The 15,701-nt window shown below is 32.1% G+C and carries 13 protein-coding genes and 3 pseudogenes; 11 read left to right on the forward strand and 5 right to left on the reverse strand.

Annotated features, from left to right (window positions below):
- Positions 1–69: 69 nt before the first annotated feature.
- The 3 genes and pseudogenes from G6069_RS07375 to G6069_RS07385 form a co-directional block, all read left to right on the forward strand.
- Positions 70–321: pseudogene (locus G6069_RS07375) on the forward strand (DNA topoisomerase I); the annotation flags it as partial.
- A 54-nt stretch (positions 322–375) separates the two neighbouring features.
- Positions 376–846, forward strand: coding sequence for a hypothetical protein (locus tag G6069_RS07380; RefSeq protein ID WP_100981962.1), 471 nt, complete (start codon positions 376–378; stop codon positions 844–846).
- Positions 816–1,322 (forward strand): annotated as a pseudogene (locus tag G6069_RS07385) (nucleotidyl transferase AbiEii/AbiGii toxin family protein); the annotation flags it as partial. The gene G6069_RS07380 and the pseudogene G6069_RS07385, both read left to right, overlap by 31 nt.
- 33 nt (positions 1,323–1,355) lie before the next feature.
- On the opposite strand, the gene G6069_RS07390 reads toward G6069_RS07385, so the two are convergent.
- Genes G6069_RS07390 through G6069_RS07400 form a run of 3 tightly spaced genes read right to left on the reverse strand, consistent with a single transcriptional unit; the run spans position 1,356 to position 3,049 of the window.
- Entirely contained in the window at positions 1,356–1,979 is a 624-nt protein-coding gene (locus tag G6069_RS07390) for a hypothetical protein (protein WP_197293867.1), read from the reverse strand.
- Positions 1,957–2,334, reverse strand: coding sequence for a hypothetical protein (locus G6069_RS07395; RefSeq protein ID WP_000365702.1), 378 nt, complete (start codon positions 2,332–2,334; stop codon positions 1,957–1,959). The genes G6069_RS07390 and G6069_RS07395 overlap by 23 nt, the downstream gene beginning before the upstream one ends.
- 46 nt (positions 2,335–2,380) lie before the next feature.
- Positions 2,381–3,049, reverse strand: a complete 669-nt coding sequence (locus tag G6069_RS07400) for an AAA family ATPase (RefSeq protein ID WP_197293868.1) — start codon at positions 3,047–3,049, stop codon at positions 2,381–2,383.
- Between the two features lie 636 nt (positions 3,050–3,685).
- Here G6069_RS07400 and G6069_RS07405 point away from each other — a divergent pair.
- From G6069_RS07405 to G6069_RS07430, 6 genes and pseudogenes are all read left to right on the forward strand, one after another.
- Positions 3,686–3,850 carry a hypothetical protein gene (locus tag G6069_RS07405; protein WP_000189768.1) on the forward strand — a complete coding sequence of 55 codons (165 nt, stop codon included), beginning with the start codon at positions 3,686–3,688 and terminating at the stop codon, positions 3,848–3,850.
- A complete protein-coding gene (locus G6069_RS07410; protein ID WP_197293869.1) occupies positions 3,851–4,903 on the forward strand; it encodes an ArdC family protein in 1,053 nt (350 codons plus the stop codon).
- Positions 4,903–6,948: a hypothetical protein gene (locus tag G6069_RS07415; protein WP_197293870.1), complete on the forward strand. Its 2,046-nt coding sequence runs from the start codon at positions 4,903–4,905 to the stop codon at positions 6,946–6,948. The genes G6069_RS07410 and G6069_RS07415 overlap by 1 nt, the downstream gene beginning before the upstream one ends.
- 9 nt (positions 6,949–6,957) lie before the next feature.
- Positions 6,958–8,391 carry a hypothetical protein gene (locus G6069_RS07420; RefSeq protein ID WP_197293871.1) on the forward strand — a complete coding sequence of 478 codons (1,434 nt, stop codon included), beginning with the start codon at positions 6,958–6,960 and terminating at the stop codon, positions 8,389–8,391.
- Positions 8,388–9,629: a P-type conjugative transfer protein TrbL gene (locus G6069_RS07425; protein WP_197293872.1), complete on the forward strand. Its 1,242-nt coding sequence runs from the start codon at positions 8,388–8,390 to the stop codon at positions 9,627–9,629. Before G6069_RS07420 ends, G6069_RS07425 begins: the two co-directional genes overlap by 4 nt.
- Positions 9,626–10,902 (forward strand): annotated as a pseudogene (locus tag G6069_RS07430) (hypothetical protein). Before G6069_RS07425 ends, G6069_RS07430 begins: the two are co-directional and overlap by 4 nt.
- A gap of 4 nt (positions 10,903–10,906) precedes the next feature.
- Here G6069_RS07430 and G6069_RS07435 read toward each other — a convergent pair.
- Complete coding sequence (locus G6069_RS07435) at positions 10,907–11,920, reverse strand: hypothetical protein (RefSeq protein ID WP_197293873.1); 1,014 nt, start codon at positions 11,918–11,920, stop codon at positions 10,907–10,909.
- A gap of 199 nt (positions 11,921–12,119) precedes the next feature.
- Here G6069_RS07435 and G6069_RS07440 point away from each other — a divergent pair, with 199 nt between their 5' ends.
- Complete coding sequence (locus tag G6069_RS07440) at positions 12,120–12,371, forward strand: hypothetical protein (RefSeq protein WP_000006537.1); 252 nt, start codon at positions 12,120–12,122, stop codon at positions 12,369–12,371.
- Positions 12,343–13,146, forward strand: coding sequence for a nucleotidyl transferase AbiEii/AbiGii toxin family protein (locus G6069_RS07445; RefSeq protein WP_021581690.1), 804 nt, complete (start codon positions 12,343–12,345; stop codon positions 13,144–13,146). The genes G6069_RS07440 and G6069_RS07445 overlap by 29 nt, the downstream gene beginning before the upstream one ends.
- A 316-nt stretch (positions 13,147–13,462) precedes the next feature.
- On the opposite strand, the gene G6069_RS07450 is transcribed toward G6069_RS07445, so the two are convergent.
- Positions 13,463–14,530, reverse strand: a complete 1,068-nt coding sequence (locus G6069_RS07450; protein ID WP_197293874.1) for a tyrosine-type recombinase/integrase — start codon at positions 14,528–14,530, stop codon at positions 13,463–13,465.
- Between the last annotated feature and the right edge of the window lie 1,171 nt (positions 14,531–15,701).

Raw genomic sequence — 15,701 nt, forward strand, 5'->3', positions numbered from 1 at the left:
CATATTAGATCTAGCTAGTTATGGAGCGATGAAGCAAGAAAAAGCCCAATCGCTTTAGCGGTTGGGTAATTCACAAACTACAAAGAAGACAACAGAGTGGCTAAGGCGTTTTTAGACCGATACAGTGAAGAGCATGAGTTTTTTAAGAAAAACAACAAAAAGGCTAGTAGCTCTAATAATGATGAAAATAGACCCGCTACGCCTAAACAAATTAGCTTTGCTGAGATGTTAGCTAAAAAGCATAATGTCAAGCTCTCCAAAGGATTTAAATATAGTATGAAAGTGTGTGGGGATTTTATCAATGAGTATCATAAGAAGTAGTAAGTGAAATTTTGCTAAACTAGAACCTAATTAAAACTAATGAGGGAGTTTAGCATGCTTTATATTCCACCCACTTCAAAAGAAGTCTATGTTAGCTCTATTGTGGCTTTAAATATCCATAGCCCACAAGGCACAGGAGATTGGCATAGTAGCTATGCTTTAATGGAGAATGCGTTTGATGATATAGGGGTTTATATCTATGGTGAAAAACAAGCTCATAATACTAATAAACTACTAGGCAATCTAGGCATTATAGATGGCACAGCAAGGTTCAATAAAATGGGCTATTACCCTAAACATACTCCCACTTATATTGCAGAGCATCCAAGAGCTTGTGTAGATTGTCTCTATGTTTCTGTATTGCAAACTGGAAAGCTAGGGGTTGTTATGCTAGATGAATGGTTTCCTAGTATTGAAGATAAAGAGAGTGTCTATGCTCTTATAGAAGTGATGAAACCCAAATTAAACAAGCAAGAAAGAGAGAATTTGGATAAATGGATAGCAAGAAACCCCATTATAGAGTGAGTTTAAGCGAACAAGCTCTTAATCATGAAAAACTGATGAGAGCCATTGTTAAAAATCTAGCCGACACCCCTATGGTATTAAAAGGCGGAACAGCTTTGTATCTAGGCTATGGCTTAAATCGTTTTTCAGAAGATTTAGACTTTGATTGTCATAAAAAAATCAATCTCTTAGGCAGAGTAAAGAGCGCTATTCCTAATGGCATTATCTTAAATGATATTCATATTAAAAAAGACACTGATAGTGTGGGGCGTTATATGGTGCGTTATGCTACCAAAGACAATAAAGAAGAACAAACTTTAAAATTAGAAATATCTTATAGAGACGCACCAAAAGAGAGCGAAGTCAATGTGATTGAGGGAATGCGAATTGCTAAAATAGAGCGTATTATTGATAACAAACTCTGTGCTTGCTTTGATGGGGAGCATACAAGAACTAAAGCTAGAGATTTATTTGATTTGCATTTTTTAGCCAAGCATTTGTCTTGTTAATTTAATTCTATTTAAAACTACTTAAATACCCTTGCTCTCTAAAATCTCTTTAAAATATTGTTGCAATTTTTTAGAAAATGGCTCTTTTTCTTTGTCTTTAAAGTCTTTGATTTCTTTTGTAGGTTTATAACTCAAAAATTCTCTAATCTCTTTAGCATAACCTTTTACTAAAACTTGCAATAAGTCAATGTCATAAGAAAATTTATCTTTAAGGACATTTTGAGCGATTTCTATTAAGCACTCATCATAGATTTCTACACTTTCATTAAACACTTCTTCTACATCACTTTCTTTAATACCATTTAAAAATAGATAGTAATTAAAGAGCCTATCTTCTTTTTCTTCATTTAGCCATTCTAAATCATCTTCATATTCTTCTTCATCTATAGGCTTAAAATCACTAGGAATAGTGCTTTCATGATCAATAGGACTAAACTTACACATCAAGCGTGAAATAAGAATTTTAGGGGCATTCTCATTGCTTATCTTAGCAAACACCATATTGGCTAAGATATTAGCTAAGATTAACTTCTCTACTAAACTAGCTTGGCTGATTTCTTGTTCTAGTGTATCCTTAAACTTTAAAGGGGTGTCTTTATAGATTATCTTATGCGTAAAAAATTCATTCAAGTTCATTGTTTTCATTATTGCCCTTTTCTTTGTTTTGTAATCTTTCTAGTTGCTTTAAAAGCTTTTGCTCTTGGGTGTTTTTTCTGTGTTTTAAATGCCTAATAAGTGCTTCTTCAATAAAAGTGCTTCGTGTCTCTTTAAATGAGCCAAATTCTAGCAAAAATTCATCAAGTTCTTTTATCACACAAGGACTAAAGGCAATGTTAAAGCTCTTTTTCTTATCTTCATCTAACAAGCTTTTTTTACGCCCCCTTTTTTTAGGGATTTTTACTTCCTTTGTGCTAGGCTCTTGTTTTAGGGGGGTATCTTGGGCTTGTTCTTCTTGTTCTTCAAACTTCTTTTCTAGCTCATCAATTTGTTGTAAATCCATACTTGTATGCTCCTTATTGTGTTTATTTTTGTGCTTTTTAACTCTTCTAAACCGCATGTATTTTCTCTTTTTCTAAATGGCTTTTTAATTCGTTATAAAAATTAATCCACTCATTGATAGCCTTTTTATCGCTGTATTCTATGACCCCTAAGCCTTCGCTTACACTGTGCTTATAAACAATGCGCTCACTCAAAGAGCTTTCTAAAAGTGTAATCCTATCGCTAGGGTTATTTTCTTTAATAAACTCTATTAAGGCTTGTCTTTCTTTAAGGGTAGGAATAGTAGGCATTCTATTGATGACAATTAAGGCTCTTAGATTTTCATTAAGCTCTTGGAGTTGCTCAATTCTTTCTAGCATATTAGCTAAGACTTCAGTGTCTAATTGGCTAGGAGTTGTTGGCACTAGCACAATATCACTTAAAAGCATAGCTTTTTGGGTTTCTTTGCTGTATTCCCCCTTAGTATCAATAAGGATATTTTCATACTTAGATACCATTTGCTTTAAAGTATCGCTAAAGCCACTACTACGATTAAATAAGCTAAAAGTGGGGCGTTCTTTTTCAGCACGAATTGTAGCAAAAATTTCCATAGACTTTTGGCTATCTGTATCTAAAACAACCACTTCTTTATTGTCTTTGAGTAATTGCACGGCTAAGTTTAAACAAAGCGTGCTTTTACCACTGCCACCCTTTTCATTAGCAATGCAAATGGTCATGTTATTTTCCTTATTTTAGTTGTTTTAAAAGTATATCACAATTATATAGATTTTGAATTAACTTTAAACAATTTGATTGTTTAAGATTTTTTATATAAACATAGTAAATAATTAAACTTAGTAAGGGATAATAAACTATGTTATTTAAAGAGTATTTAATCTTTAATTTAATATTACAATGTTAAAAGAATTTATTCTTATTTAGCTTATATCATTAAACTATTAAGAAATTAAATTATCAATTAAATTTAAAGCATTTTAAGCGAACTTTCTCAAGAAATTCTAAGGTTTAATTTGTCTTTTTCATTTTTAAAAAAAGTTTTTTTAAACATTAAAAAGGAGCAAAAAACTATCATTTTAGCTTAAGATTAGCTTAAATTTTAACTTTTTTTCATTAAATTTTTAGGTTTATTTACTTTTCATTTACTTTTAGATTAAGTTACGCATTTTAGGGGGTTGCATGGTTTGAGCCTAAAAAATGTGTGCGTACACACTTGTGTTTTTTGCTTAAAAATAGCTTAAAAAGTGGCATATGTGTACGCACACACTTTGAAAAAGTAAATAAGTCAAGACCTTGATCTCCTTGTAATTTTAATGGCATTCTAAAAAGATTTTTTAAAAACAAGGACAGAAAAAATGACACAAGATTTTTTAGAACTTACAGAGGGAAAATACCCTATGAATGAATGGCAAATGATAGAGTTTATGCAAATGGGAGTAGAGCCTAAAAGCGAACAAGAAACAAAAATAGAGTTAGAACATTCCTTAGAAAATGAAGTCAATAAAAACAAGGAGCATTAAATGAAAGCGTGGAATGAAATGGATATTAAAGAGCAAAAAGAGGTTTTTGCTAGGTTTTTAGCGAGCGAAATTGCTAAAAGTTTAGAATCTGGATTAGAGTTTAAGCCAAATAATAGAGCTTATAATGGTAATGCTGGCAATGCCTATAATGGCTTAAATTCTCTTATTTTAGATGCCAAGCAACATGAGAATGGCTATGAGAGTAATGTTTGGGTAGGTTTAGATGATGCCTTAAAACTTGGGGCAAACCCTAAAGAAGTGGAGCACATTAAAAACAACACTAAGAGTAAAAATAATCCTAATGGCTTTTATGATAAGGCAAGTATTGCTTATATTAGAGATTATGAAATGCGCTATGTTAAAGCAAGAGATGAACAGGGTAATTTAATCCCCCTTAAAGACAAAGAGGGCAATCTTAAGCATTATTCTAATGGCGAAGTGATTTATGAGAATGAAAAAGTTCCTCAAAGAGACAAAGAGAGCAATATCAAGTATATGCAAGATGGCAAAACGCCCTTTTACGAATTTAAAAAAGAAAAGATAGACATAGAGCCGACTTTAGAGATTAAAAATCTCTACAATGTCAATGTTTTTCAAACGCTAGACAAAACTAAGCTTAAAGAATTAGACCCTAAAACTTTAAGAACACAATACATTAGCAATACTTTCTCTATGAATAATCAAAATTTGGTGATTTATGATTTATCCAAGCATTTGAATGAAAAGCAGTATAACAAAGTGCTAGATTATGTCAATCAATATGGGGCAACCCATCATGAAAAAAGAAAGCAACACAAAATCTATCAAGAACCACAGCAACAAATTACACCTAATACAGACAACAATGCCAAAGAAAACAACACTAAAGAGCCAAACAACAATGAAATGAATATAGCAGAGTTTTCTAAAATGCTTGAAATGGCTCAAAACAATCCCCAAATGTTAGCGATGTTGCAACAAACTCTTAATAAAGGAGCAGAGCAACAAAAGTATGACCACTACTTTGCTAATGATGAAGTAGTGCTTACTCAATCTAAAGGCAGGGGCAGATAATGCAAGATTTTATTAATGGATTTTTAAAGGCGTGGAAAGCTTGGAGTGATGATGGAAAGGACGCTTTTTTAGAGATTTTTTTAGATGAAGTTAAAAATTCTAAAAATGACCCCACCAATTTTTTAGGCATTTTAGAACAAGAAATCAAGTCTTTAAGCCAAGAGGGCTTAAAAGATGACATTTCTTCTATGCTAGAAGTCATTGAGAGCATGAAAAATGAAATCTCTAATACAAAAGACAATGAAAATGTAAGCGATTTTTTTAATGCGTTCCAACAAGAAATCAATGAAGAGCAATCTATCTCTAATGATAATCCAAGCGAGTTTGTAGAAAGTTTAGAAAAAGTGATTGTTGAGACACAAAATGCTAATAAACATGAGATACAAAATTCTAGCGAAAATGAAGTAGAGCTTACAGAAGAAAAAAGCTTTTTAGAAATGAGCGAAGATGAGTATTATGAATACCAACAAGAGCAATACATACAAATGAATGAAGATGATGGCATTGCACGAGTTAGTGCCAAGTTAGAACAACAAGAGCTTGAAAGAGAAGAGGCTGAGCTTGAAAGTAAGGCACTACAAGATTATGAAGAAAATCAAATTCAAAGAGCTGGAGAAATTAGTATTGCAGAGCATGAAAATAAGCTTGAAAAAGAAGAGCTAGAAAGATACGCCCTAGATGGCGAAAATAAAGCCCTAGAGCAATATTATGAGAGCCAAAACCCTGATACTCTCTATGAGCAACAAGTTTTTCAAGAGCAAGAAAAAGAGCTTTTAAACCAGCAAGACTTAGAATTAGAGACATTAAGAGATAATAATACCAAGCAAGGTTTGGATAATGAAAGTGCAACACTTTTAGAGAGTTTGCAAGTTGTAAGAGATGAAACAAACGAAGTTATCACTTTTTTAAATCCTAATGAGCTTGAATTGCTAAGACCTACAGGAGAAAATACTACAAGTAAAATCGCTTCTATTGCTTTAGAAGAAAGCAATAAGCTTAATGAAAAAGAGCCTAACACACAAGAACAAGGCGAATACGCACAAAAAGAGCAAGAAAAGAAAACACCTAGCAATGATATAGACCTTAAAGACAAATACGCTAGTTTGCATAGTTTCTTTAAACAAACCGAGCTTGATATTAAGCAAAAACGCATTAAGACTAAGCTTGATTTTAAAGAGAGATTTTTAAATTACGCTAAAAACCACATGAATGAAGATGAATTGAAAGTCTTATTAGTGGTAAGCCAAAAAGAGCCAACCAAGCTCACTAAAGAGCATATCAATTTGATTAAGGATTGCTTAGAACAAGCGCATGGTAATAAGCACATGCAAGATAAGGGCTTGCAATTAAGCGTTAAGTCTATCTTGGGACACCAATTAGAAAAAGAACACCACGAAGTCTTAAAAGATTATTTAGCTAAATCTAAAGATAGCTTAGAGCCTATGGATAATAGAGTGTATGAAGTGATGCGAAAGCATTTAGACAAGCAACAAGCAAAAACACTCAAAAATTTAGATAGCGCCACTCAAAGTGTGGGGGTAAATGCTATTAAAGAGCAAAATAAGGCTAATAAAAATTCAGAGCAACCTAAAAACTCACAAAATGAGCCAAGACAAGAGACTACTAACGCTCAAACTAATAGCACCGCTACACAACAAGAAAACACAAAACAAAACCAAGCTATAGAGCAAAATGGCACTACTCAAGCAAAAGAGCCACAATCTAAGCAAGAGCTAAAGAAAACCTTGCATCCTGATGAACCATGGCTAGATTATGACCCTAAAGCTCACAAAGGCTTACAAGAACGCCAAAAAGAAGAAAGCCAAGAGAAAGCACAGAGTAATAACAGCGATGAGCCTTGGATAGAGTTTGGTAAAAAAGAACAAGCTAGAGCTAAAGCACACTATCAAGCTATGCTAGAAAAAGAAAAAGCTAAAGAATTAGCTAAAGAGCAAAATAACGCTCAAAAAGAAGTGAAAAAAGAAATGCCAACTATAGATTATGGCTACACACAAAATACGCTCTCTAAGAGCAGAAAGCGTTAGGAAAATCCTATGAGTTATATCCCTAATCTCACTGCCTTGCCTTTGCATGAGATTTTATTAGATAATGGCTATGTTATCAACAAAAATAAGCATAGCAAGAATAACCCTTGCTTAAAGCATGAAAACGAAGAGGGAAGTTTAGTCATCTTTAAAAATCAAAATAAAGATGGCTCAATTAGTTACACCTACAAAGAAACTCATACCGATAAGGTCGGTAATATCATTACTTTTTGTAAGGATAGAAATATCAGCGTTGAAGACTTACTCGCTGGAAAGTTAGAAGGCTATCGCAATAAAAAAGATACTCTACAAGCAAGGGATAACTCTAGCAAAAATAACGAAGAAATTCAAAAAATCATCAATGAGTTTAAAAACCTTAAACCCTATGATTTACAAAACGCTACACTCATTAAAAAGCGTGGCATTGATACAAAGCTATTAGAGCCTTATAAAGAGCATTTAAAAACGGACAATTTTAATAATCTTATCCTTGCTACCTATTTAGCTTTTGAGAATAAAAATCTTAATGTCATACCCATTCATCAGTGTGGGATTAACAAACGCCTAAATACTCCCTTAAGCACAGACAAAGAGGGCAACATAAGAGACAAGCCATTAAAATCTATCGCACAAGGAAGTAAAGGCATAGAAGTCTTGTTCCCTAATAATTTAAGCTTAGTTAAAAATGTCATTGTTACTGAAAATATCTTTGATAGTCTAGCTTATTTAGAGTTACAAGGTTTAGAGCCTAAAGAGAGCGTTTTAATTAGCACCGCAGGGCAATTTAATGCACAAAAATTAGAACTCTTTTTAAAAAGTTTTTTTAAGCAATTAAAAGGGCGACAACAAGGAGCGTATAACCATTATCTAAAACAAGAAGAACAATGGCAAGAATTAGTGAGACAAGGCAGGGCTAGTGATGATTTTAATAGCGTGGTAGTAGAGACTTACACTGACATTATTAAAAATTATCAAAGAGAAAAAAATGCTCTTATTTATAACAAGCAAGTTGAAAGAACTAGAGAATACAGAAAGCCTAAGCCTGTTAATAAGCCACAAGATAGTTTTAATGTCATCTTAGCCTTTGATAATGATATTAAGGGTAAAGGATACAAAGAAAAATGCGAGGGTATTTTATATGCTCTTACACAGCAATTCCCCACTATCTATACGCCTTTTTCAAAAGATTGTAATGATGATTTGAAATTAGCACACATTATAGAAAATAAGGCGATTAACATTGACACTATGGCGGAGTTTTTAGAAAGCTCTTTAGAAAAATTAAAAGACAACTACACTTCAACACAAGAAAAGGAAAATATCATGGATAAATTAGAACAAATTGATAGCATTAAGCCCTTTAATGAAAGGCTTAAGGGCATTTTAGAAAATGCTAAAGAAAATTTACAAGCACAAAGTTGTGTTAAAGGGAGGGGGCGATGAATTTTTTTGACACCCTTATGGGCATGTTTGTTGAGCCATCTCAAAAAGTAGCCAAAAGTCTTGCTGAACATGTGGGTAGCTTTTTTCATGCACAACTCATTTTAAACACCATTATTACTATTTTATTTATGATATGGGCGTATAAGCGTGTGAAAGAGGGCGATATGTTTGAGTTTAAAACCGCTATGGGAGTGGTTGTATTCATCGTGTTTGTGGGGTTTATCAATTGGGGGATTAGAAATCCTAATGATTTTAACACCTATTTCATTAACACGATATTTTATCCAGCTGAAAAGCTTGCTATACTTATCGCTCAAAGCTTAAATGATGGCTTAGAAATTCCTACCAATGCTAATGCTAGTCCTAGTGAAACCTTTAATATAGGCAATCTAGTTTCAAGTGCTTATGCAATGATAGTTAATCTGTGGGATAATGCTTTTGATGGTATTAACATGTTTAATTGGTTCACAATGATACCTAAAATAATCATGTTTTTTTTAGTGATTTTAGGGGAATTATTGTTTTTAGGCTTATTGCTTATTATTGTGTTATTAGTTACAGCAGAAATTTTTATGTGGTCAGCATTAGGTTTAATCCCCCAAACCAAAGGCATGTTATTTAGCTATCTTAAAAAGCTCATTTCCCTTACTCTTTATAAACCTTGTATGATGTTAGTAGCTTTTTTTAATTATGGAATAATCTATAAAGTCAATGCTTTAATCCCCACTAAACACGAAGTCGCACAAGGCTTTTATGGCAATGCGGATAAAATGGCAAATGAGGGAAAAATTATTGATGCCTTTGGCAATGTCTTAAAAGGAGATTGGAACTCTTATATAGCCCATAGTTCTATTGTAGGCTTTTTAACCATTATTGTTTTAGGTTCTGTGATTTGTTTCTTTCTAGTCAAACGAGTGCCTGATTTTATCAATAATATCTTTGGCACAAGTGGAGGCGTGGGGGCAGTAACAGAAATGATGCAAAAAATTGGCATGACAATAGGCGGAGCTGTATTTGGGGGTAGTGCAGTTATGGTTGCTAATCAAGTTAAGCAAGCCTATCAGAGTGCTGGGGGCGGACTAGCAGGACTTCAAGCTGGAGCTAAAGTTCTTGGACTTGCTGGACTAAGTGGAGGGGCAAATGCTGTAAATGCAAGAAGTGCTAAAGCTGGTGTGAGACACTTTGTAGCAAGTGTTAAAAGTGGCTTTGGATTTGATAATGATAAAAATAACAAATGAAAGGTTTAAAAATAAAAAAATCAATTTTTAGTGCGCTTTTTAGCGCTCTTTTATGTTGCAAAAGTGTCTTTGCAGAGGGGGAAACTCCTTTGATTGTCAATGACCCAGAAACCCATGTAAGTCAAGCCACTATCATAGGCAAAATGGTAGATAGTATCAAAAGATACGAAGAGATTATTTCTAAGGCTCAAGCTCAAGTCAATCAGTTACAAAAAGTCAATAACATGATAAATACGACTAATTCTTTGATTAGTAGTAGTGCTATCACTTTAGCCAATCCTATGCAAGTTTTACAAAACGCTCAGTATCAACTTCAAAGCATTAGATACAACTATGAGAATTTAAAGCAAAGCATAGAAAATTGGAACACACAAAATTTGCTAAGAAACAAGTATTTATCGCAACAATGCCCTTGGCTTAATGTCAATGCTCTTACTAACAATAAGATTGTCAATCTTAAAAATCTCAATAACCTAATCACCAAAAATGGCGAACAAACCCAAACCGCAAGAGATGTGCAAAATTTAATCCAATCTCTAAGTAGCAGTGGCTATGAAAACATGCAATCACTTGCTGGGGGATTGAGTGGTAGAGCGTGGGGGGAAATGTTGTGTAAAATGGTAAACGATAGTAATTATGAAAGCGAGCAAGCTCTTTTAGCAACAGGCAATAGATCAGAAGAGCAAAAACGAAGATTTTTGCTTAGAGTAAAGAAAAAGGTTAATGATAATAGGCAGTTAAAAAGAAACTTGACCCATTTCTAAAAAGACTTGATGTCCTACAAACTGAGTTTGGTGTAACTGACCCTACAGCTAACCATAATAAGCAAGGGATACATTATTGCACAGAAAATAAAGAGACAGGTAAATGCGACCCTATTAAAAATGTATTTAGGACAACTCGCTTAGATAACGAATTAGAACAAGAAATCCAAACGCTCACACTTGATTTAACCAAAGCCCCCAATAAAGACGCTCAAAGCCAAGCGTATGCGAATTTTAATCAAAGGGTTAGACTACTCGCTGTGAAGTATCTTAAAGAGATTACTAATCAAATGCTCTTTTTAAATCAAACAATGGCAATGCAAAGTGAGATTATGGCAGATGATTATTTCAAGCGTTATAGCAATGGTTATAACACGCCAAAAAGCCATGAATATGAAGAACTAGAACAAGAAAGGATAAATCAAAGAGAAAGGGCTAGAATATACTTTCAAAACCCTAATGTTAAATTTGACCAATTTGGCTTTCCCATTTTTAGCATATGGGATTAAGGGTTTAGTGATGAGAGATAGAATAAGTATTTTTTTTCCAAACTATTGCTATTTCAGCGGTAGTGTTGTCATAGGACTTTACTTTATTCTTAATACATTCCCAAATCTTATTTCTCCAAGTTTCTGGGACTTTTGCCTTACCAAAAAATCCCCAATCTTTATGAATGGGATATTTAGAACCATCTATTTCCATATTACAGCCCATAACATATTCTTTTTTGATATTGGTTAGCTCTATCATATTTAACAACTCTGTGTTTGACATTAAGGGTTTAATATTATTTGAACTATGGAGCTGATATTTGGGTTTTAACCAAGTAATTTTATAATCGTTTTCGCCACTCATATTAGCCATAGCAGATAAGGTTTGTCTAGTATCATAAGTGCTTTCTTCAAAATCTTTTTTATATTGTCTAATATAACTTCTTTCACCAAAGGCTAATATCTTTCCTTCATCACTATATTCTTTAATGCCAAGTGCTTTATAAGTATTCTCTCTACTTATACCCCCAAAGCGTTCGTGCCAATCATCAATAAAACTTTCAGATCCATTATCAAAAGCGTTCTCAAGCATGGTTTGAAGTTGCTTTTTATTTGGGAATTCTTTAGAGTGTTCTTTCATTTCAAAAGCCATAAATTTTTGCCTTAAAACTTTAGCTTTTTCTTTAATTTCTTTGATTTTTTTTGCAAGTTCTTCTTTATCTTTAGTGTCTTCTTTATTGATTAAATTAAGGGCTTGTTTATGTTTTTCTTCTTCTACGCATTCAAAAATCTTTTCTCTATATTCTTGCGGAAATTCTTTAGATAAATTCCAACCACTATTCAAGTATTGAGAGCCGTCCACCTTAGCATTACAGCTAGTCAGCGTATCTTCTTTGATATTGTGTAGTTTTACTCGTTTCAATAAGTCTTCATCGCTTAATAAAGGCTTTGCCATTAAGGGAGCAGTAGCACCTAGTAAAACCTCAGCTAATAAGCTTGTTTTTAAAGTTTTATTCAAACCATTTAATTTAATCATTTTTCTATTCCTTTTAACTTAACTTGAATTGTAATCATTATAGCATAGAAATTTAAAGAAATACTAATAACAATTAAATATTAAGTTATTTTGTATGTATTTAGTAGAATTTGGTTATTCTTTTATAACTAATTAAGTCAAACCAAAACCAACACAAAATTTGCTAAACTACAATCAAATCAATTTAGGGAGGATAAAAATGTCATTTGCCCCTATGTTATTAGCTACAATCAATAACTCTATTGGCAATAAAGATAAGCATGTGAGTTTAGAGTACCTTATAGGGCTTTTTATGGATAAAAAAACAACTAATCTAAGCAATACTGACAAGTATATTATAGGCACAATTCAAACAGAGGCACTAGAGCAAGAAATAGAATGGTTTTCACAAGACTATCACATTCCTATGGAGAATATTTTACATGTCCTTTCTATCAATCCCTATCAATGAAAAGAGCCTTAGTTTTATCAAAAACAACTTTCAAGCTCAAATTCAAGCCCTAGAACAATTTTATCCCATTATTAAAAATGCTTTGAATTTAGGGCTTAATCCTAGTAGTATTAAGTTTGGAGGAGGCACAGCTTTGAGCATGTATTACTTCCAGCATAGATTAAGCTTTGATATTGATTTGTTTGTCAATGATGCTCAATGTTTGGGATTTTTTAGCCCTAAATTATGGATAGATAATTGCAGTCATTTTGATAGCACAAGATACATAGACCAACATAATCATATAGGCGTAACGAATAAAGACAACATTAAAATAGATGTTTTAGTGGATTATGCTAGTAATGAGGGATATGTAGATAATTCTAAAAAGATTTTTGCTTTTGATATTTATATAGAAAGTTTAGAAAATATTATCGCTAAAAAGATTACTTTTAGAAAAACTGATAATAAAACAAGAGATATTTTTGATATAGCAGTGGCTTTGCATAATGACAATAATTTATTTGACAAGCTTTTAAGTTCTCAAAAAATAACTAAGCAAGACTTACTAACTCTTCAAAATTCTTTGCAAGAGTTAGATAAAAAGCGTTATAGCATAGAAATAGATATGGTAGAACCCATTTCACACTATAAAGACCTTTCTTTAAATGCTTATGATTTTTTAATAGACAAAATAGACCAAATTAAAACAGCGACTTACTCAAATTCCCATGACAACGCAGATGATTTAGACAATTCCAATGAATACACCCCCACACCTAAGCGTAGACGATAAACAATCTTGTTAAGTAGGTATTTAATAGCTCTAGTTAATCTATCAGTATTTAATAGAATTTAGTTATTTGTATTGTTAATCAAATATATTCTTAATGAGTAACAATAATCTATAATTACATTGTTTTTAGAATATTTTGTAATTTAAGCTAACTCTATAAAATCTCAATGATTTTAACAACCCTTATAAAACTAATCATTTTTAATTAGCAATAAAACATTAAATAGTTAATTAAAATTATCTAATGCTAGATTATTTATCTTAATAAGATTATTTAAACTAATTACACTAAACTACCTAATCAATTTTAACCACCTTACTTCTTGTTCTCTATCAAACTATCAAACACAAGAGCCACTTTCTTGTTATGCTCTTGTGTAGTATGAATATAAATCTTAGTAGAGAGTAAGGAGCTATACCCTAACGCCCTTGAAGTTAAAACTAAGTCTTGGGTTTCTTGATAAATGAGTGTTGCAAAACTATGCCTAAATAGATGTAAGCCTGTGCCATATTGCTTATAGTGTTTGATTTGAGCTAGTTTAAAGATTAAGGGGATAAAGTTATAAAGCGTTAAAGAATTTTGTGCTTTTTGTTTGTCTTTTTTAAAAAGATATGCCCCATTAAAATATTTTAGTCTATATTCATCACTAAGCCAAGCATTCAAGCTTGGTTCTAACAAACTCTTTTTAATATAAGCTTTTCTCTCTTTTCTACCTTTACCTTGAATTAAAATAGAGTAGTTTTGCTCTTCTACTTGAATGTGTTTTAATTCTATGTTTAACACTTCGCATTTTCTAAGTCCCCCAAGTATTACAATAAGTAGAATACACTTATTGCGTTTTTCAAAGCTTGTAGCTGGCTTATAGTCTAAGAGTGTTTTTAAAAAACTCTTTAAGTCTTTATCGTTTAAATGTCTGGGTAAGCTTTCTTTGGTCTTAGCAAAGGCTAGGTTTTTAAGCGTAAAATCAAAGCTATAACGCCTTTTTCTATCCAAATAATCAAAGAATTGTCTTAAATACATCACATACTTAGCCATAGAGCTGGGTTTTCTATTTTGAGCGAGTTCAAAGAGAAAGTTAATCACTTGCTCTTCGCTAAGCATTCTAAAACTTCTTAATTTGAGATTATCTTTAAAATAGTTAAAGAATAAAAACAAGCCTTGCATCATTATAGTGTGTTTAATGCCTTGATTATAAAGAATATGACAGAGTTGTTTTAATTGCTCTATATTGTGGCATTTTAAGATTTTATCTTGTGTGTCTAGGATTAAAGCCATATCCTTCACATCTTGAATGGGCGTGAAGTTTTTAGCCTTAGTGTATAAAAAGGCTTTGAGATTACAAAAGAGTTCTCTCTGAGATTTAGTGAGTTTGTTATGTGGCATATTGCTACCTTATTAAAATATAAAAAGAAATCTTAAAGAATGAGAGTTTTATGTTTTTTAGTTTGTTAGGTTCTAAAAGCGGTATTTTTAAAAATTTTGCATGGCTCCTTAGAGATTTGAAATTCCGCCTTTAAATCTAAATCTCTAAAAAGTTCCGCTTTTAACTAAGGCATAAAAGCAAAATTTCGCCCCCTTAAAAGTAAATAATCAAATACATAGTTATTTGCATTACTCACTAAATACAAAAATTGAATTTATCAACGATTAAATAGTTTTTGAAAGTAAGATTTAAGTGCTTTTTAAGGTTAAGAAGTGCGTGTTTATGGATATTAGATATGAAAGCGGAACTTAAGTTCCGTATAGTTATAAAAATATTAAGGGAAAGAAAGGTTTACCTTTCTTTCCTAACCTATTGAGTAAACATGTTATTAGTAAATATCATGTCATGAGGGGGATTTCTTTTTTTTAAAAAACTTGATTAAATTAGACAACTAGGAACTTGCTAAAGGAAAAAAAGAAAAATCAAAAAAAAGAACTTTTGATTAAAAGAGACAAACTGACTGAAAGAGCCATAAGGTTAGTTGTGGCTAGGTTTAGTTTAAGGAAAGTTTTTAATTTCTTTTATTAGTAAAAATAAGAACAAAATCAAAATAAAAGAAAAATAGGAATTACCTATCAATGACATGTTAGTTGTGGAAGGAATGATTAGTCAAGGCTTGTGTTATTTAAGTTAGGTTGTAAGCGGTTTGCCTCATTAGCATTTAGGATTAGAAAGGTTTTTGTTTAGAGTGTGTAGGGTTAAGGTTTGTTTCTAGCTCTTAGTATTAAAAGAGTTAAGTTTGATTTGATAGTAGGTTCAAGGGTTAGGTTTAAACTTGCTTTATGATTATGTTTAAGAAAACTTTAAGGTTTTAAATTTTTGCGTGCTACTTAAGAAGAATTTAAGCTCTACAAGGCGTTTTAAAGCGTTTTTGTTTTTAGGTTAATAGTTTGTCTCATCTTATGGCTTTATTTTGATTGTAGGGCATTTTAGAGTGCTTTATTTGTATATCTGTTTAAATAAGCTAATTTGTGAAAAGAACAAGAATATACCCTTTAACCACCCAAGCAGAAATCCCAAATATCTTTAGCGTTTGGGATGAATGCTACCAATTCGTGGTATAATATCCCC

Origin of the sequence: Helicobacter pylori, from assembly GCF_017594925.1 — a bacterium.
Taxonomy (GTDB): Bacteria; Campylobacterota; Campylobacteria; order Campylobacterales; family Helicobacteraceae; genus Helicobacter; species Helicobacter pylori_DP.